General features: G+C 56.7%; 13 protein-coding genes. 4 read left to right on the plus strand and 9 right to left on the minus strand.

Features of this window, described 5'->3' with window-relative positions; translation table 11 throughout:
- Nucleotides 1-91: 91 nt before the first annotated feature.
- The gene (locus tag K227x_RS26600; protein WP_145175162.1) at nucleotides 92-3,928 is read left to right on the plus strand and encodes a family 16 glycoside hydrolase; all 3,837 of its coding nucleotides are present in this window, start codon (nucleotides 92-94) and stop codon (nucleotides 3,926-3,928) included.
- Nucleotides 3,929-3,956: 28 nt separating this feature from the next.
- Here the strand turns inward: K227x_RS26600 and K227x_RS26605 are convergent, their stop codons facing one another.
- Together K227x_RS26605 and K227x_RS26610 are read right to left on the minus strand one after the other, a co-directional pair.
- Nucleotides 3,957-5,435: a DUF1501 domain-containing protein gene (locus K227x_RS26605; protein WP_145175165.1), complete on the minus strand. Its 1,479-nt coding sequence runs from the start codon at nucleotides 5,433-5,435 to the stop codon at nucleotides 3,957-3,959.
- A gap of 1 nt (nucleotide 5,436) precedes the next feature.
- The gene (locus tag K227x_RS26610) at nucleotides 5,437-7,809 is read right to left on the minus strand and encodes a PSD1 and planctomycete cytochrome C domain-containing protein (protein ID WP_246146891.1); all 2,373 of its coding nucleotides are present in this window, start codon (nucleotides 7,807-7,809) and stop codon (nucleotides 5,437-5,439) included.
- A gap of 408 nt (nucleotides 7,810-8,217) precedes the next feature.
- Between K227x_RS26610 and K227x_RS26615 the strand changes: the two genes are divergently transcribed.
- Nucleotides 8,218-9,615 (plus strand): sulfatase family protein, encoded by a 1,398-nt coding sequence (locus tag K227x_RS26615; RefSeq protein WP_218933561.1) that lies wholly within the window; start codon nucleotides 8,218-8,220, stop codon nucleotides 9,613-9,615.
- 286 nt (nucleotides 9,616-9,901) lie between these two features.
- Nucleotides 9,902-11,224: a sulfatase-like hydrolase/transferase gene (locus tag K227x_RS26620; protein ID WP_145175171.1), complete on the plus strand. Its 1,323-nt coding sequence runs from the start codon at nucleotides 9,902-9,904 to the stop codon at nucleotides 11,222-11,224.
- Nucleotides 11,225-11,451: 227 nt separating this feature from the next.
- Here the strand turns inward: K227x_RS26620 and K227x_RS26625 are convergent, their stop codons facing one another.
- The 5 genes from K227x_RS26625 to K227x_RS26645 all read right to left on the minus strand — a co-directional run bounded on the left by K227x_RS26625 (nucleotide 11,452) and on the right by K227x_RS26645 (nucleotide 16,657).
- Entirely contained in the window at nucleotides 11,452-12,345 is an 894-nt protein-coding gene (locus K227x_RS26625) for a diacylglycerol/lipid kinase family protein (protein WP_246146315.1), read from the minus strand.
- 83 nt (nucleotides 12,346-12,428) lie between these two features.
- Nucleotides 12,429-13,274 (minus strand): transglutaminase-like domain-containing protein, encoded by an 846-nt coding sequence (locus K227x_RS26630; RefSeq protein WP_145175177.1) that lies wholly within the window; start codon nucleotides 13,272-13,274, stop codon nucleotides 12,429-12,431.
- A complete protein-coding gene (locus K227x_RS26635) occupies nucleotides 13,271-13,669 on the minus strand; it encodes a response regulator (RefSeq protein ID WP_145175181.1) in 399 nt (132 codons plus the stop codon). The genes K227x_RS26630 and K227x_RS26635 overlap by 4 nt, the downstream gene beginning before the upstream one ends.
- An 11-nt stretch (nucleotides 13,670-13,680) precedes the next feature.
- The gene (locus K227x_RS26640; RefSeq protein ID WP_145175184.1) at nucleotides 13,681-15,666 is read right to left on the minus strand and encodes an AI-2E family transporter; all 1,986 of its coding nucleotides are present in this window, start codon (nucleotides 15,664-15,666) and stop codon (nucleotides 13,681-13,683) included.
- Between the two features lie 229 nt (nucleotides 15,667-15,895).
- Nucleotides 15,896-16,657: a LamG domain-containing protein gene (locus tag K227x_RS26645; RefSeq protein WP_145175187.1), complete on the minus strand. Its 762-nt coding sequence runs from the start codon at nucleotides 16,655-16,657 to the stop codon at nucleotides 15,896-15,898.
- 157 nt (nucleotides 16,658-16,814) lie between these two features.
- On the opposite strand from K227x_RS26645, the gene K227x_RS26650 reads away from it, so the two are divergent.
- Nucleotides 16,815-17,090: a hypothetical protein gene (locus K227x_RS26650; protein WP_145175190.1), complete on the plus strand. Its 276-nt coding sequence runs from the start codon at nucleotides 16,815-16,817 to the stop codon at nucleotides 17,088-17,090.
- A 207-nt stretch (nucleotides 17,091-17,297) separates the two neighbouring features.
- On the opposite strand, the gene K227x_RS26655 is transcribed toward K227x_RS26650, so the two are convergent.
- Together K227x_RS26655 and K227x_RS26660 are read right to left on the minus strand one after the other, a co-directional pair.
- The gene (locus K227x_RS26655; RefSeq protein ID WP_145175193.1) at nucleotides 17,298-18,086 is read right to left on the minus strand and encodes an SDR family NAD(P)-dependent oxidoreductase; all 789 of its coding nucleotides are present in this window, start codon (nucleotides 18,084-18,086) and stop codon (nucleotides 17,298-17,300) included.
- A gap of 377 nt (nucleotides 18,087-18,463) precedes the next feature.
- Nucleotides 18,464-18,643, minus strand: a complete 180-nt coding sequence (locus K227x_RS26660; RefSeq protein ID WP_145175196.1) for a hypothetical protein — start codon at nucleotides 18,641-18,643, stop codon at nucleotides 18,464-18,466.
- Nucleotides 18,644-18,886 lie beyond the last annotated feature (243 nt).

An 18,886-nucleotide genomic window follows, 5' to 3' on the forward strand; every position in this document is an offset into this window, starting at 1 on the left:
TTGCAAAAAAACGCAGACGAGATCTGCTACACACGACCGATTCCCGACCGAACATCCACCCTGCAATCCCACCCACATGACGACGTCCCCCATGACAACCAATCCTGCGATTCATCGCCTGCTGTACTGTCTGTTTCTTTTGATTCCGGCGGTTGCTTCGGCAGAAGCCCCCTACGAATCGATGTTCAACGGAGACAACCTATCCGGATGGGCCGGCAATGACGGGTTCTGGTCGGTGAAGGACGGCGTGATTGTTGGCCAAACCACGAAAGAGAATCCTACCGAAGGCAACACATTCTTGGTGTGGCAAGGCGGCCAAGTCGGCGACTTTGTGTTCAAGACCCAGGTCCGATTCGAAGGGAACAACACCGGTGTCCAATACCGCAGCGAGTTGATTGATCCCGAAAAGTTCGTTGTGAAAGGGTACCAAGCCGACCTGCACGAATCGCCCGAATTCTTCGGGATGCTGTATGCCGAAAAATGGCGAGGGATCGTTGCCAAACGATTCCAACGAGTTGTCGTGGGCGCCGACGGCAAGCCAAACGTTGTCGGGCAGGTGGGCGATCGAGACCAACCATTGGTGGACTCGCAGTGGAACGAGTTGACAATCGTCGCGGTCGGCAACCGCCAAATCCATCAGGTCAACGGGATCACGACGATGGATTTGACGGACGACCATCCCGAAGCGCGTCGCGAGGGGATCTTGGCATTGCAACTGCATGCCGGTGCCCCCATGAAAGTCGAATTCAAAGATATCCGGATTCGTCACTTAGCGAACGAAGACGCTAGGACAACCATCAACGCGGCGATCCAGAATCAAAAGAAAGCGCCTGCCAAAGCCACCCGCCCCAAAGTTGGCAAGACCAAAGCCAAAGCGGAATCGGCACTGGATTGGGTGTCGGAGGCTCCATCTGCCCATTGGATTTGGCGTCAAGACCAACCCACGGCGAACGACCCCATCTACCTTCGTCACCAATTCAAGATCGGTGATTCCAATGAATCCCCATCCGTGAAATCGGCTCGGCTGTATTTCACATGCGATAACGGAGCCTCGGTTTGGATCAACGGAAAATCAGCGGGGCGGTGCAGCGACTGGATGTATCCGGTGACCATGCTGGACGCCGAAAAACTGCTTCAGGAAGGTGAGAACCAAATTGCGGTCAAAGCAGCCAACCGTGGCGGCACCGCTGCATTCGTGCTGAAGCTTGAAATCGAGACCACCGATGGCAAGAAACACCAGATCGTCAGCACGCCGAACTGGAAACTATCAGACCGTGAAACCGACGGTTGGCAACAATCCAGTTTCAACGATTCCGACTGGAATCTGGCGGTCATTGACAAGGGTAAGTTTGACGTTGGCCCTTGGAACAAACCCGGCATCACGTCGCCGGATGCTGGACGCGGCAAAGGCAAGGTCGATTCGCTGAGCGTGGACACGATCAAAGTCGCTGATGGGTTCAAAGTGGAACTGGTCTACCGGGTGCCCAAGTCGGAACAAGGAAGTTGGGTGTCGCTGACCACCGATGACCAAGGCCGATTTTATGCCAGCGATCAAGGCGACGCGGGTCTGTATCGATTGACCGTGACCGACGCAAAGCAGACCGCCGCGGACGCCAAACCAAACGTCAAAGTAGAAAAGATGCCAGTCAACGTTTCCGGTGCCCAGGGAATGGTGTGGCACGATGGTGCGTTGTACTTCAATCGCGCCAGCACGCCGCTGTACCGATTGACCGATTCCACGGGTGATGGATTGTTGGACCATGCCGACGAACTAACGGGATCCCAAGGCGGTGGCGAACACGGTAACCATGCGGTGATCGCGTACGGTGACGGAAAGCACCTGTACGTCGATGCCGGCAACCACACGAACCTTCCGGATGCATCCCAAATCTCCGGATCGCGGGTACCGACTTGGGACGAAGACCTGTTGCTGCCACGCGAATGGGACGCCAACGGACACGCCCGCGGCCGGCTGGCCCCGGGTGGGTGGATCACGAAGTTCGATCCCGAAACCAAAACACACGAAGTCGTTTCCATCGGCTATCGCAACCAATACGACATCACGCTGAACCGTGCGGGCGATCTGTTCACCTACGACGCGGACATGGAATGGGACCTGGGATCACCTTGGTATCGTCCCACGCGAATCAATCATGCCGTCAGCGGTTCGGATTACGGTTGGCGCAGCGGTTCGGGCAAATGGCCAGAGTACTACGAGGACAGTCTTCCCGCGGTACTGAACATCGGTCCGGGCAGCCCGACGGGCGTGGTCAGTGGCCAGGGGACAAAGTTCCCGGCAAAGTACCAAGACGCGATCTTCGCACTCGATTGGACCTTTGGCACCATCTACACAATCCACCTGACGCCGGACGGTGCAGGTTGGCGTGGACAGCAAGAAACGATTTGTCACGGATCGCCGCTGCCAGTCACCGACGCGATTGTCGGGCACGACGGAAATCTGTATTTCACGACCGGCGGTCGTGGCACGGATTCGGCTCTGTTTCGCATCATCTACGTTGGCGATGAATCAACCCAGCCCGTTGCTGGCGAACTGGCTGGCGAAGACGCTAGACAGCTTCGTCGTCGACTGGAAAAGTTCCATGGCCACGAAGATGCCAGTGCGGTCGCTGCCGCATGGCCGCACCTGTCCAGCAGTGATCGTTGGCTGCGACACGCAGCACGCATCGCGATTGAATCTCAACCGGTTGAACAATGGGCCGAACGAGTCAGCACGGAACCGAACCGCCAGGCTCGCATCACCGCCACCGTGGCATTGGCTCGCAGCGGGAACCCATCGCATCAGGCAGCTCTGTTGGCGGCACTTCTAGACTTGGACCTAGCCGAACTGGACGACGCTCAGCTACTCGGTTTGCTTCGCGCTTATGCACTCACCTTCATTCGCTTGGGCGAACCCAACGCGGGCCAACGCGAACAGGTGATCGCAGCGCTCGATGCCCATTTCCCGCACGCCAACAAAGACGTGAACACGGAACTGATCCGAGTGCTGGTGTACCTGAACGCCCCGGGCGTGATCGAAAAGACCATCCAATTGATGGCTGACGCCGATTCGGCACCGCCTGCATGGGCCGCAAACATTGATTTCACGAGCAACCCACGGTATGGATCAGGCATCCAAAAGATGTTGGCCAACCAACCGCCGTCGCACGAGATCAACTACGCGTTCATGCTTCGCAATCTGCGTGATGGCTGGACCATGGATCAGCTTCGCAGCTACATCCAGTTCATCAACAAGGCCGCCGAATTCAGTGGCGGCAATAGCTACGGGAAATTCCTGGCGAACCTGCGAGACGAAGTGCTGGGGATTCTGAACAACGACCAACGGGCTCAACTGGCAGACATCAGCGGCGAAGACTTCAACCCCGTTCCCGATTTCAAGATCACCGCGCCCCAGGGACCGGGAAAGAAATGGACTCAGGCCGACGCCAGTCAACACATCGGATCCAAGCAACTGCGGGCAGCCGATTTCCAGAGCGGACGAAATCTGTTCCACGCCGCCCAGTGTGCCAGCTGTCACCGATTCGATGGTTTGGGCGGCGACGTCGGCCCCGACCTGACGACGGTGAAGAACAAGTTCGACGCCAACTACCTGTTGGAATCGATCATCCAGCCCAGCAAGGTGATCAGCGATCAATACAGTTCCAAAGCGGTGCTGCTGGCCGACGGCCGGCTGCTAACCGGATTGGTCATCGACAACGGCGACACGCTGGATATCTATCCACCGGCCAAGACCAGCGAAGAACTGAAACCGATCACCGTTGATGCCGACGACATCGAACTGATCCGCGAGTCGCCGATTTCGCAGATGCCACAGGAAATGCTGGATACGCTTAGCGGAAACGAAGTACGCGACTTGATCGCCTATCTGCTATCCGGCGGAGATCCCGCCGCCAAGGTTTATGGCAAATGAGCCTCGCGGTGATCAGCCAGTCCGTCCGTCAAGCGATGATTTCCTTGACAACACGACTGGGTTCGACCCCGGTTAGTTTTTGATCAAGGCCTTGGAACGGAAAGGTCAGCTGCCGGTGGTCCACACCCAATTGGTGCAACATCGTTGCATGCAGATCGCGTACATGGACCGGATCGGAAACCACGTTGTAGCTGAATTCATCGGTCGTGCCGTAACGCATGCCGCCTTTGATTCCGCCACCGGCAAGCAACGCCGTAAAACAGCGTGGGTGATGGTCGCGTCCATAGGTTTCGGCGTCCAGTTTGCCCTGGCAGTAGACCGTCCGCCCGAACTCACCGGCAAACACCACCAACGTGTCCTCCAGCAGGCCACGCTGTTCTAGATCGCGAAGCAAACCCGCCGTCGGCTGGTCCACATCCTGGCACTGGCCTCGCAAGTTTTCGGGCAACCGCGAGTGGTGATCCCAGCCGCGGTGGAACAACTGGATGAAGCGAACATCGCGTTCGGCCATCCGCCGCGCCAGCAGACAATTCCGAGCGTAGGATCCTGGCTGGGTGACCTCTGGACCGTACAGGTCCAACGTTTCCTGGGACTCGTCCGCGATGTCCGTCAATTCGGGCACCGACGTTTGCATGCGAAAAGCCATCTCTTGCTGGGCGATCGTGGTTTCGATCTCCGGATCACCAATTTCGGCAAAGTGTTTCTGATTGAACTGGTCCAACGAATCCAGCATTCGCCGACGAACCCCCGCATCCACTCCGGTTGGATTGGACAGGAACAAGACCGGATCGCCCGAGGTCTGAAAACTAGTCCCTTGATGTTTCGATGGCAGGAACCCGCTTCCCCAAAGACGCGAATACAGTGCTTGCACATTGACTTTTCCGCTCCAATGAGCCGATGGCATGACCACATAGTCCGGCAGGTCTTTGTTCAACGTGCCCAGTCCATAGCTGAGCCATGCGCCCATGCTGGGTTTGCCCGGGATCTCCGACCCGGTACAGAACGAAGTCTTTCCCGGATCGTGGTTGATCGCGTCGGTGTTCATCGAATCAATGAAGCACAGCTTGTCGACCTGAGTGGACATTTGGGGCAACAACTCGCTCATCCATAGCCCACTCTGTCCCTTCTGTTCAAACTTGAACGGGCTCGGCATCACCAATTGTTCTTTGCCACGAGTCATCGCGGTGACGCGTTGCCCCATGCTGACCGACGGTGGCAGCGCTTGGTTAAAATGCTTTTGAAGATCGGGTTTGTAATCAAACAGGTCAAGCTGGCTGGGTGCACCGGCCATGAACAGAAAAATGACACGTTTCGCTTTCGGTGGAACGTGGCATCCAGGCGGCAGATCATCCGTGGTGCCGTGGGCCGATCCCGCTGGGGACGCAGATGCGATCCGCGGTCCGGTCACCAACGATGCCATCGCGGCCGTCCCCAACCCCATTCCACTATTGGCTAGGAACCGACGACGATTCACCAGCGTTTCGTACGCATTCAAAGGATGGACCATTCTAGTTTTTCGTCTTCGTGATATCGAGGTTGTAGAGCGTACTGCACAGAACCGTCCAAGCGGCAAGTTCCGTCTTTTCCTGCTGGGAATCCAACGTCAAATCGCGACACAGATCGTTGGCCATGCCGGGATCCTGCTGATAGCGGATCACGAGATCATCCAATAGCGAATTTGCGATTTTCTGTTCGTCCGCATCAGGCAATTTTCCGGTCACCGTTTCCCATGCGAACCGCAACCGCTGATCGACGGGCTGTGCCAGAACCGATTGCGCCAAGCGACGTGACGCCATCAAGTATTCGCTTTCATTCAGCAACAACAGTGCCTGCGATGGAGTGTTGGTCCGTTCGCGTCGTGCGATACAAGCGTCGCGAATGGGCGCGTTCAGGATCGTCATCTGGGGCGGCGGCATCGCACGTTTCCAGAACGTATAGACACTGCGTCGGTAGATGGCGTCACCCGAATCCGGCTTGAACGTTTCCCCGATCATGGAAACCGCTTTCCACAAACCATCGGGCTGGGGTGGCTTCACACTGGGGCCGTGCATTTCGGTCGACAGCGATCCGCTGGTTGCCAATATCTGGTCGCGGATCATTTCAGCATCCAATCGATAGCGTGACCCGCGTGCAAGCATCCGGTTCTCGGGGTCGGCCTTAAAGACGTCCGGCGTTGCAGTGGAGGACTGTCGATAGGTTTTCGACATCGCAATCTGTTGAACCAGCGACTTGACGTCCCAGCCCGATTCGACGAACGATACCGCCAATTCGTCCAGCAAGTCCGGGTGTCTGGGCACATCGCCTTGGTTGCCAAAATCTTCGGCCGTCTTGATCAGGCCGACACCAAAGAACGACTGCCAAAAACGATTGACGGCGACGCGAGCGGTCAACGGGTTGTCGGCCGCCACGAACCACTCGGCCAGGTCCATCCGCGATGCGACTTCGGACGACTTCACCAGCGGTGGCAGGAATCCGGGAGTGCCCCGCTGGACCACTTCGCCGGGTGCATCGTACTGGCCGCGAACCAACACAAACGTTTCACGCACATCCGGACGTTCCCTCATCACCATCGCTTTTGGAACGGTCGTTTCGATCGATTTGCGTCGCTTATCCAGATTACGAATCTGTTTCTCGATCTCTGCCGGGCTCTGCGTTTGCTGGTCCGATTGATCCGGTGTGGACGATTCCGCCGCGGCTGCCTTTGCGATCCGAAGTTGATCATTCAGTTTGGCGATCTGGTCATCCAATTGCTGCAGGTCAGCATCTTGCTGGGGCGTCGGGAATCGAGCGTAGGGTTCCTGCAAACCGTCGACGGTCTGACGCGGATTGGTCTCTGGCGCCGAGTCGATATTGTTAAAGAAGGCATACAGAGAAAAGAAGTCTTTCTGGGTGATGGGATCAAACTTGTGGTCGTGGCACTGGGCACATTGCACCGTCAGTCCCATGAACGCGGTCCCCACAGCGGTCACACGGTCCAACACGTTCTTCACGTGGCTTTCTTCGGGAAGCGCGGTCCCCTTGTCGATGATCAGGTGCAATCGATTGAACCCGGACGCGATCAACTGATCCTTGGTCGGTTCGGGGTACAGGTCGCCAGCGATTTGATAACGCACAAAGTCGTCATAGCTTAGATTCTGGTTGAACGCTGCAATCACCCAGTCACGATACGCCACGTGATTGCGATAGAAATCTTTGTGCATCCCGTTGGTGTCCGCGAACCGAACCAAGTCCAACCAATAGCGAGCCATGTGTTCGCCGTACTGAGGCCGGTCGATCAATTCGGTGACCAGATGTTCCCAGGCGGCTTCGGCGTCTTTCGAATACGCATCAACGAAGCGATGCACCTCATCGCGGGTGGGGGGAAGCCCAGTCAGGTCGAACGTCACTCGTCGAATCAATGTCCTCGGATCCGCTTCGGGGGCAGGCGAGCGGCCTTCGGATTCAAGTTTGCGGATGACAAATCGATCGATCGCCTGGTCGCTCCATTGTTCGTCTGCGACCTCCGGCGTCGCTGGTCGGGTTGGCGGCACGAACGCCCAGTAGTCCTCGTAGTCGGATCCCGATTCGATCCAACGTTGGATCAACTGCTGTTCCTGCTTGGACAACGGTTTCAAATGCGAATCCACGGGCGGCATCCGCAGGGACTCGTCATCGGTGGTGATCCGATTCCACAGTTCGCTATCGTCGATCGAACCAGGCTGAATCACGAAACCGATCGCCCCTTCGTCACCGTGTGCTTGGTCCAACCGCAGGCCTGCTTCGCGCGATTCGGCATCGGGGCCGTGGCAAGCGAAACAGCGTGACGACAGCAACGGACGAATGTCTTGATTGAACGATACATCGACCGTTGCCGATGGCGTTGTTGGATCCTCGGCCGGCATCGCCACGGCGACTCCCGAACCAATCGTCGCATAAGCGGCCATCCGAAGAACGGGCCAGAGGAAAGTCCGCATCAGGTCCTGTGGGGGTAACATTCGCGGCATCTAACATCCTGACCAAAAATCATGTTCAAAAACAGGGTCGCTCGCCCCCGACACAGGGCAAAGCGATGTGGTCGGCGACAGTAAATACTTTACATTGAACCGTTGCCAGTGACCAACCATTGCGATTGGGGCAGGACGCTTTAGTGCCGGATTGCCGGATCCATCTGCGGGGATGGGTTGGCGTTTGCGCGAATCCCATTGGATCGTCAGTTTCCCCCACGATTCCTGCAATGAAATGACGCAGTCGTGGGATTCGGATGCAGGCTGTGCGCCGCTGTGGAATACCAACCTAGGAATAACCGAACAATGATCCGTTTGAAACTTTGCAGCAATCTTGGACTGATCGCATGTTGGATCGGCCTCGCCGTGCACGTGAAAGCCGAGCAAACGCAGCGTCCACCGGACATCGTCGTCTATTTGGCCGACGACCTTTCTGCCGCCGATCTATCCATCCACGGCGGGACTAACATCCAGACCCCAGCGATCGATCGGCTGGCTGCCGATGGGATGATCTTCAACCGGGCGTTTGTCGCCAGCCCCTCTTGTGCCCCCAGTCGCGCGGCGTTGCTGACCGGATTGATGCCCGCTCGCAATGGAGCCGAAGAAAACCATAGCTACCCCGATGATTCGATCTTTCGCCTGCCAACCATCCTGAATCAGATCGGGTACCAGACCGCGGCGTTCGGCAAAGTGGCTCACCAGCGAAGCGCCCCGGACTATCACTTCGAAACTCATGACTCGAAAAAGGAGATTCCCGAACTCCGAAAGAGCGTCAAGAAGTTCTTGGAAAACCGCACCGACCAGCGACCATTGGCCCTGTTTGTCGGCGTCTCTGATCCACACGTGCCGTGGCCCATCCAGACCACGGTCGATGCAAATGCGATGACGGTTCCGCCGCGTCTATTGGATACTCCGCGTACGCGATTCCAACGGGCGCGGTACCTGCAGGAAGTCAAAGACCTGGACGCCTACCTGGGCGACCTTCGTCAGTTGACGGACAAACACATGTCCAAAGACAAACTGTTCGTGTTCAGCAGCGACCACGGTGCCCAGTTTCCCTTTGGCAAGTGGACGCTCTATGACGAAGGAATCCATGTTCCGTTGATCGTCGCGTGGGAAGGAAAGATCCAAGCCGGCACCCGAACCAACGCGATGGTCAGCTGGGTCGATATTTTGCCGACGTTGATCGAGATAGGCGGCGGGCGTGTCCCTGAAAACCTGGACGGACGGTCCTTTGCCGCGGTGCTTCGAGGCGAAACCGATTCGCATCGCGAACGCATCTTCACCACTCACAGCGGCGACCGAATGATGAACGTCTTTCTAAGCCGTTCGATCCGCACCGATCGCTATAAGTTAATCTACAACCCGCACCTCGAATTCGCATTCACGACCCACATTGATTTGTTGCTGCGAGAAACATCGGGGGACTATTTCAAGCAATGGACCGAACTGGCCAAATCGGACAAGCACGCCGCAGAAGTCGTCGCCAGCTACTATGGCCGGCCAAAGTACGAACTATTCGATTTGCAATCGGATCCGAACGAGCAAACGAATCTGGCCGGACAACCCAACCTAGGCTCAACCGAATCGGAACTGCAGTCGCAGCTGAATGATTGGATGCAGCAGCAAGGCGATCAATTTACCGTTTTTCACGATCCGTTGATGCTGGATGCACCGGAAACCTGGGTCCCGCGAAAACCGTAGCGGAAGTCGTCAACGGCTTGTCGATCCCGTTAGCCGTCTAGGCGCTAGCCTCGGTTCCGTCGCCAAGGAACCGGGGCTAGCGGGCTGTTGATTTAGTAACCCGCTGCGCGAGCGAGGGATTCGACGTGATCCCTCGCTCACGCAGCGGGTTATGATTTGCACGTTCAGTTCAGGAAAACGACTTAATCAGCAGGCCGCTAGCGCCCAAACGGCTAACATTCAAAGTGGAAACTGGATTCATTCAGCAGGCCGCGAATCAACATCACGAATCAGAGAGAACGTTTAGATGATACAGCTTTGTTCGATTGGCCGATGGGCCACACTGGTCTTGATCGCTTTGACTTGCCAGGTCACCACCGCCACGCAACCGAATGTCGTGTTCCTATTAAGCGACGACCAAGCCTGGAACGACTACGGGTTCATGGGACACCCGCACATCCAGACGCCGAACCTGGACGAACTGGCCAAGGCGGGATTGGTGTACGAACGCGGCTATGTGACCGCTCCGCTGTGCCGCCCGTCTCTGGCTAGTCTGGCGACCGGACTGTACCCGCACCAAACACGCATCCGCGGAAACGACCCGGTCATGCCAGCGGGAACCAACCGAAACAACAACAAACAGCGATGGGCTCAAATGCGGGCCCGCATGACGGCTCCCATGGCGCACCATCCATCGTTCATCAAAACATTGAAAGCGAATGGATACGCCACTTTGCAGACCGGAAAATGGTGGGAAGGCAATCCGCTGGACCATGGCTTCTCGGATGCAATGACCCATGGCGATGTTGCCCGCGGCGGACGGCACGGCGACGTAGGTCTCAAGATCGGCCGCGAAACCATGCAGCCCATCTACGATTTCGTCGACAAGGCAACCGCCAGTCAACAACCGTTCTTTCTTTGGTACGGAGTCTTCCTGCCGCACTCGCCTCACAACGCCCCACAACATCTGTTCGAAAAGTACCGGGATCTGGCGCCCAATGATTCGACCGCATGGTACTGGGCCAATGTCGAATGGCTGGACCAAACATGTGGACAGATCGTCGACCATTTGAAACAGCAGGGGATCTACGAAAACACGATCTTTGTCTACACCTGCGACAACGGGTGGGTGCCCGATCCCGACAAACGCAACCGCTACGTTCGATCGAAACGCGATCCTGTCGAAGCGGGCATTCGCACGCCGATCTTCATCACTCACCCCAAGACCATCGCGGCCAAGCGTGACACGGACGCGTTGGCCAGCAATATCGATATCGCGCCGACCATTCTGCGGGCTTGCGGGATCGATCCGCCGGCCGAGATGACCGGGCTGGATCTACGCGACCAAAACCAGTTGAAAGCTCGCAACCGCGTGTTTGTCGATGCCTATGACCATGACAGCGATTTGGATCAGCTGGATGATCTGGATAGCGGACTACGCGCTCGGGTAGTGATCGACGGATGGGACAAACTGATTGCATCGCCCAACGGAAACGAGCTCTATGATCTGAAGCGGGACCCCGATGACCGCAACGATTTGTCATCGACAAACTCGCAGACCGTCGACAAGCTGATGGGCTTGATCGATCAATGGCTAATACGGACGGAACCTGCGGTCCCCATTCGCTAACGATCGCTGCGTGGGAATCGCAGGGCACTCAGAAACCCACAGGAAATATCTGTCGCGGTGCACGGGGCCACCGACACGTCCGGACAACGATCGGATCGGCGTCGTTGTGGGATTCGCAGCATCCCACGACCTTCTGGTTGGCCAGAAGGTGGGAAGTTTTGGAGAATCCCACGGCTGCCGTCCGTCAGCGTCCGATCCCATGCTGGCCAGACCCGTCATTCCGCAGGTCAGATGCCAACCATGCAATGGATGCGGATGGCACCTGCGACCACATCAAACTGAACGGGTTGGTCGTCAAAGACCTCGCCGTCCAACGTGAACCTCATGGTCGGTGATGACTGCAGCTGCAATGAACGCACTTGGCGAAAGATGATCTGTTCGCTATCCAGAAAGTCACCCATTAAGTTCTTGGTCACGATTTCGACCATATCACCGACCGTGCCATCACGGATGATGATCACATCGAACAAACCGTCGGTCGGTGACGCGAGCGGTGCAACCTCGATTCGCCCTGCGTTGGTCTTGCCGTTGGCAACCAAGACAGCCCAGCAATCCAGCGAAGTGAACTTTTCATCGTCACAGGTCGCGTCGATTCGAAAGGTGTGCATGTCGGGCAGCACGTCCACCGCACCGCGGATATAGCTGAGCGAACCCCATCGCGCCTTCACTTCGTCCGTCATCGCTTCGCTAACGCGGACACAGTTGCCCCCGGCAGCCATGTTTGCGTAATAGCGTGGGGCCCCGGTTCCGCTGATACGCACGATATCCACAGGACATGCCGGATGATCAACCAGACTGGCAGCCTCGGCGATATCGTCGGGAATGTTCAACGTGCCGGCGAAATCGTTTGCCGTCCCCAACGGGATGATGGCCAAGGTGGGCCTTGCATGGGCGTCCACTGCCATCAACGCATTGACGATCGCGTTGACCGTCCCATCACCGCCCACGGCAACGACCGACTCACACCCGTTGGCCACGGCCTCTTTGACAGCGGCGGACAGGTCGGATGTTTCTGCCAGATCGATCCAATGGTTCGATTGGCTCCCCATCGCTTGTCGCACTTGACCGACTTCTGCGGAACGACCGGAACCAGAATTCCAAAATACAGTTTTGCAGTTCACTTCATTTAACCTTGAAAGACCAACGGGCCGATTCGGCATCCACGAAGACTCCAATGCGCATCAATCATCTGCCCCCATCACAATCACGACGCAGAACTGACTCCTGTCTGGACGTTATCAGGGTCTAGCATGTGATCGCCGCCCTGTTGTTCGTCGGACCAAACCGTCACTTCCGTGCTTTGCGCATCACCGCGTATCGTTGCAAAGGCAACGTCTGCGGCGTCGCGTCCGGTTCCGATGCGAACAAATCCGCCAACGGGTGCCAACCGAGTGGCATCAAACAGGAACCAACGCCCATCCAAATAGGCTTCGAAAAATCCGTGAAAATCCGGTGGCTGAAGTCTGACGGCGTATCCGGAAACGTAGCGAGCGGGGATACCGCAAGCACGACACATGCTGATCGCTAGATGCGCGTAATCGCGGCAGACACCGGTCCGCTGAATCAAAACGTCACAGGCAGTCGTCAACGGGCCCGTGCTGCCCGGCGTGTAGGTCAGATGGTCGAAAGTCCAGTTGCAAATCGCCGTCACTCGCGAATAACCGGGGACCAACTGCCCAAATTCTTCACCGGCGAATCGAAGCAGCTTGTCCGATTCGCAGTAGCGACTGGGATTCAAATACGTCAGCACGTCGGCGGGAAGATTCTCGTAGTTGACCTCGCATACATCGGTCGAGTCGACTTCGTTGGCATGCAGTTCCACCGTCGCACGGTAATCGATCGTCAGGTCACCCGGGTTCGCCGTCATCCGCAAATAGCGATTGCCAAGCGGTCCTACCGCACACTCTTCGATCTTGTGAAATGGACTGACTTCAATCGATTCATTTGTTGTCGACTGGAACGTATTCTGAGTTACCGAAATGTTGAACAGGAAAGTGGTTTCGGATTGAACGGTGTAGCGAAGGCGGCACCCAACGTGGATCTGGTTCATGGATTCGCTTGTGGGGATGGTGCAGAGACCGTTTCGGCGAGCAGTTCGCTGATCTGGTCCGATAGTTTTTTGAAATTGACCGGTTTGGAATGAAACGCATCACAACCGGCGGCAAGAGATCGAGCTTCGTCCCCCGGTAATGCATGCGCGGTCAACGCAATCACCGGGATACGTTTGTCCGGATCAGCGGCGCGAATCTGGCGTGTTGCCTCGTGCCCGTCAAGCTCCGGCATATTCACATCCATCAAGATCAGTGACGGTGCAGCCTGGGCGGTCGCCAACACGGCTTCCAAACCATTGTTGGCCGTCACCACGGCATAGCCATGGTCCTGCAAAAACCGAGTCATCATGTCTCGGATGTCTTCGTTATCGTCGACCAAAAGTATCGTGGGCATCCTGTTCCTTTTCAAACAGATTGTTGTTCGTTGGTTGATCCAGGCACCGGCGCTGAATCAGAATTTGCCAGACTGGATGAATCGATACTGGGCGAATGGTGAAGCCGCAGAATGGATTGAATTTTTGACTGAGTTTGCGAATACGTCGTCGTCATGCTGCTGGCGCCGGCCTTGCGAAACCGCACGAACAGCTTGTTGTAGTTCTTAAATTTGCCCAGGCACGCAACCACCACAGGCCCAGTGTACCCTTCGCTGCGGATCGCCTTGCACATATAGCGTGCCTGTGCAAACCCGCCCTTGGGCAACACGACAATGACCACAACCACAGGCGCCATCGCGATGATTTGCCGACCGATATCGGGCGGCAAGACCTCATCACCAATGCTACGCAGGTCATGCTCGGTCCGGCCACCGGTACGAATCAGATTCAATACCAACGCCTCGCTGAAGTGATGCGACATGCACCCGGCAACCACTGGCAATCCATCAACTTCGTTCAGATCGCCATCATCCGCGTCGTCGAAACGGTCGTTCAATTCAGCGATCAACCCACCGATCATGGCGAACAAGCGGCTGGCGTCCGCATCCGTCAAATGATCCGCATCATGATCCGACCGAATGCGTTTCAGCACTGGGACCAGAACTCGATCGCAGGTCGAATCCAAATCTTTCTGATCCAGATGATGAAACAGAATCTCCCTGGCATGGTGTTCATCGCTGGCCAGCAAACGTTGATACAGACGCATCGAAGTCGGAATTTCGACCTCTTCGCCTAACAACGTCGCCAGAATTTTGAACCGCGGCACATAACGCCCCAAGACGACCAAGCAAACCGTCAACGGCGTCGAGAGCAACAAACCGACGGGCCCCCACAGCCATCCCCAAAAGACCGCCGCGACGATCACCGCGACCGCAGAAATCCCTGTGCTAGCACCGTACAGCCAGGGCTCCAGAATATTGTTGCTAAGCAGTTCCATGGTGATGATCAACACCAAAACGGCAACGAACACACTGTATCCAGGAAACACGGACAACGCGATCGCCAAGGGGAACACGGCGGACACCGTCGGGCCGATGTAGGGAACGAATCGCAGACACGTCGCCAACACTCCCCATAGCACCGCGTTGGGGAATTCACCGTCCGCAGTCAAACTGTTGCCGATGATCACCAATCCGATCGTCAGAACAAACCCGTACGAAGTGTTGACGATTGTTTGCGCGATCAGATAGCGACTGATCCGGCCGGCCGCTTCGTCCAAGGCCTCTGTCGTGGTGACGTAGTTGCCATGGCTAACGACCGCGATGATGCGATCGCGTAGATCCTCTCGATGAATCAGCATAAAAATTGCGAAGACACTGACCAAACCGGCGGTGGCCAACGGTCCCAATACGGTCCCGGCTGACGATGCCCAGGATGCGAGGGGCAGGGCATCGGGCACCTGACGAACGAACAACGGCCGCCGAGTTGATGTCCCGTCGTTGGGCAATTTTTCCGGACTGGCCTTCATCGCTGGAAAGACCTTGTCGGTCAACTGCTGCATCAAGGTCAGTTCGACGTCGCCTTCGCCCTGGTCATCGGCCTGCAATTCCGGTGCTGCTTCTTGTTCGATCGCCTTGGTGACTTCGTCCGCCAAGTCATCCAGCGACCCGCCGACGCCGGTCGTCATCCCGGCAACACTGCGAGCCTTCGAAACCAATTCGTCTTTGTGCTTCGGCAGGTCACCGACCAGCGTGGTCAGTTCGCGACCAAGCAGCGTAAAGCCGGCGGCAAGCAACAAAAACGCGAGCGCCGCGGTCGTCACCACCGCCATGACGTTGGGGACTCCCATTCGCCGCAACCGGCTGACGATCGGGCTTAGCAAGAACGACAACAGCAGGCCCAGCGCCAATGGAATGAACACGTCACGGGCAAAGAACAACGCCGCAACCGTCAGCACAACCGCCAATTGTTGGGCGACTGCCGAGATAGTCGCAAGGTCGGACTTCGTTGTGGTCATTCAGGGCGTCGCCATTGGATTTAGAGAAAAGACGGTGCGGTTCGCCGCCTTCGGACACCCCCTGGGTTGTGGGCGCGTCTGGTATCGATTGACTGAACGCAAACCCCGTGCCGCGGTGCATGGATCCGTGATGGATCACGGGTCCTCGTCACGGGTCCATCGCCACAGTGACGTCGATTTCGAAGTCATCCTTGATCGGGGACGACCTTGCCGCAGCAACTTGCTTTCTCTACTGATCCAATGAATGCACTTGCAGATCATCGAAATCAGGCGAAGTCGTTTTTGCGCCAATATTCAGCTTTCGCTTGGTAGGGTGCGAGATTCCAGGGCTGCGCAGTTCCCCCATTTCTTTGCCGTCGACAAACAGCGTTAGCAAATCGCCTTGCGTGCGGATCGCCACGTCGTACCATTGGCCGAGCCTGGATTCGAAAGGGATCGAAACCTGCGTCGCAGCCATCAGACGTTTTTTTCCAGGGCTCTGGGGCGTGTCCTTGAACTTTTCACGAACCTCCAGGTTCATCGTGCCAGTCTTCGAATCCTGGATCTGGATCGCCTTTCGGGACAGCTTGACGATCACCAGGTGACCGGAGTGGACCGTTTTGCACTTGGGGTCGTTGAAGTCGAACGACAACGTATCCGCCGGTTCGTTCATGCGGTATCGAAAGCTCGCGACGCAATCCTGGAACGCGGGTTCGATGTCATGGAAGATCGTGACCGCATGCCCAGCCCCCGGCGCGGTCACGATTCGGATGGATCCATCGTCCAGAAACGCCTGCTTTTGACCATCCGCCCGCCAAGGACTGTTCGATGTCCAGCCGTTTCCCATGGCGTCTTCATCGGATGAACCATCGTCGCGATTGAAATCGTCCGCAAACAAGAGTTTGCCCTTCGATTTCAGATCACCAACCTGGTCGGCCATCACCGGATTCGCCGCGGACAGGGCAACGCAAGCCAATAGAAACGCCAATCGATAGCAAAGATTTTGACTCACGATGATCCTCGAACTTGTTCCAACGGATACAGAAAGTTGCGTCCCGACGTTTCGGGGCGCACGAATTGCTGCTTCGACTGATTCGTGTCAGTTTGATCGGTGACCCAGTCGTCAAACGACTTTAGTTGCCAGAGCCTTCCAGAGGTAGGAGCAGAAAATGCGGATATTGATTGTGATCGCTGTGTTGTTACTGATTTTCGCTGCGGTCGGGTGGATCCAGTTCAGTTCACCGGACGGGGATCCAACGATCCGCGTCGACGCTGACAAGGTTCGGCAAGATACGTCCACGATCGTCGAAAAATCGAAACAGGCCGCCGACAGCGCTGCGAAAAACATCGACCGAGCGTCCGAGCAAATTGACGCCAGGATCGACCGTGGCCCCAGCGAAGCAGACCAACCCGCCCCCGAAGTCAAAGTGACCGTCCCCGAGTAGCTGACAGGCTTCGCCGCGGGCGACCCACGCAGATCGCACACGCAGGGTGTGCCAAAGGACACATGCGGCTGAAACGGAAACGGCAAGCCGGACCGGCGAAAGACCGATCCATCGCAAATCGCTCGGCAAGGTTTTGATCGGCCTGTTGCCGAACCGGTGCGAACCCGGTGGCCTATCGAGCGGTTGGGAACAGGTGAGCCGGCTAGCTTAAAAGCATGTGTCGACGATTCCACCGTCACAACGCAGAGCAGCCCCCGTGGTAGCCGCCGCTTGCTCGCTGCACACATACGCGACTAACGCAGCGACTTCATCTGTCGTGGCGAACCGCTGGATCAACGATGCTGGCCGCGCTTCTTGAAAGAATGCTTTCTTGGTTTCATCGATCGACTTATCCCCGGCAATATCCTCCACAAACTGCTCGACTCCTTCGCTCCAAGTTGGCCCTGGCAGCACGCTATTGACGGTCACCCCCGTCGCCTTCATCGCTTTGGCCAAGCCGCGTGAGATCGAAAGCTGTGCGGATTTGGTCATTCCATATTGAATCATTTCGACAGGGATGCTGACGCCCGATTCGCTGCTGATGAACACGATCCGTCCCCAGCCTCGCTGTTTCATCGAATTGCAGACGCCCCGTGACAGACGAACGCCGCTCAGCACGTTGATTTCATAGAAACGCATCCAATCCGAATCCGTGATCTGTTCGAACGGTTTGGGTTCGAAGATGCCAGCGTTGTTGATCAGAATTTCAATCTCACCCTGCCGCTTGGCCTCGGCCAACAGATGGTTGCAACCATCGGCGGTTCCCACGTCGGCAGGGATGCCGATCGCACGATCGCCTGCGTCTAAGTGGCTGAGTGCCTTGTCGACCGATTGCTGGCTGCGGCCATTGACGATCACCCGAGCACCTTCGCGAAGGAGTGTTTCTGCAATCGAACGACCGATACCGGACGTGGATCCGGTCACGAGAGCCAGCTTGTTGTCCAGTTTCAAATCCATCGCACAGTGCTCACACAAAAAAGTAGGAACTAGTCATCGGTTGTCGGCGTTACTGCCATGGTACGTCAGTCAGAAACCCGACGCGATTCCCCCAACAGAACACGATCGTGCGATAGCAAATTGGGGCTCCCGAGCGTGCCCCCGGTGAACCTTGCATCAGCAAGAAGTCCGGATCTCTACAGCCGGTCGTTTCACGCATCTTCGCGTGACGGCGTCCCGGCATTCAAGAACAGACAGCGTGGCCGAGTGCCAGATCCTAGGGAGATGGGCGGCGGACATCGCAGTCCGGCTTCGCAGCGAATGGATCGAATGCTATGACAACCACATCGCAGAGATCAACGCCGCGAGGGACTTCCGCGGAAGTGAGATCGCGGTGATTATTCGTCGACGTCGACGGTGATGCTACCGTCGTCAACATCCCGGTCGACCTGCACGCCGCCACCAGGGGTGTCCACATCCAAAATGGTTTCTTTGCGGTCGCAACCGAGCAAGACAAACCCGACGGCCATTGCCATCGTCAGCAAAAACAAATGAGCAACTTCTTGAATCGATTTCATCGTATCGCCTTCCGAATGACTGTTTGTTCCGCCATCGATTTGACCTGACAACAACAGACCCAACCTGGCGACGACGAGTAACAAGTGACCATAATCCGCCCGCTAGCTGCGTCGTCCAATGATCGGGACGCCGCAATCAAGCGGGAAAAAAGAATCGCAAATGCACACAACCGGGCGATCCATCAGAGTCGGGCGGTTAAATGCTGCGTCGAAGTGAACCGAACCGGCCCACTCGCATACGCT

Origin of the sequence: Rubripirellula lacrimiformis (genome assembly GCF_007741535.1) — a bacterium.
GTDB lineage: Bacteria > Planctomycetota > Planctomycetia > Pirellulales > Pirellulaceae > Rubripirellula > Rubripirellula lacrimiformis.

Excerpts from the sequence above, each read along its gene's own strand:
- K227x_RS26600 (WP_145175162.1), top strand. The coding sequence starts at position 92 with ATGACAACCAATCCTGCGATTCATCGCCTGCTGTACTGTCTGTTTCTT.
- K227x_RS26605 (WP_145175165.1), bottom strand. The coding sequence starts at position 5,435 with ATGGTCCATCCTTTGAATGCGTACGAAACGCTGGTGAATCGTCGTCGG.
- K227x_RS26610 (WP_246146891.1), bottom strand. The coding sequence starts at position 7,809 with ATGCCGGCCGAGGATCCAACAACGCCATCGGCAACGGTCGATGTATCG.
- K227x_RS26615 (WP_218933561.1), top strand. The coding sequence starts at position 8,218 with ATGATCCGTTTGAAACTTTGCAGCAATCTTGGACTGATCGCATGTTGG.
- K227x_RS26620 (WP_145175171.1), top strand. The coding sequence starts at position 9,902 with ATGATACAGCTTTGTTCGATTGGCCGATGGGCCACACTGGTCTTGATC.
- K227x_RS26630 (WP_145175177.1), bottom strand. The coding sequence starts at position 13,274 with ATGAACCAGATCCACGTTGGGTGCCGCCTTCGCTACACCGTTCAATCC.
- K227x_RS26635 (WP_145175181.1), bottom strand. The coding sequence starts at position 13,669 with ATGCCCACGATACTTTTGGTCGACGATAACGAAGACATCCGAGACATG.
- K227x_RS26640 (WP_145175184.1), bottom strand. The coding sequence starts at position 15,666 with ATGACCACAACGAAGTCCGACCTTGCGACTATCTCGGCAGTCGCCCAA.
- K227x_RS26650 (WP_145175190.1), top strand. The coding sequence starts at position 16,815 with ATGCGGATATTGATTGTGATCGCTGTGTTGTTACTGATTTTCGCTGCG.
- K227x_RS26655 (WP_145175193.1), bottom strand. The coding sequence starts at position 18,086 with ATGGATTTGAAACTGGACAACAAGCTGGCTCTCGTGACCGGATCCACG.
- K227x_RS26660 (WP_145175196.1), bottom strand. The coding sequence starts at position 18,643 with ATGAAATCGATTCAAGAAGTTGCTCATTTGTTTTTGCTGACGATGGCA.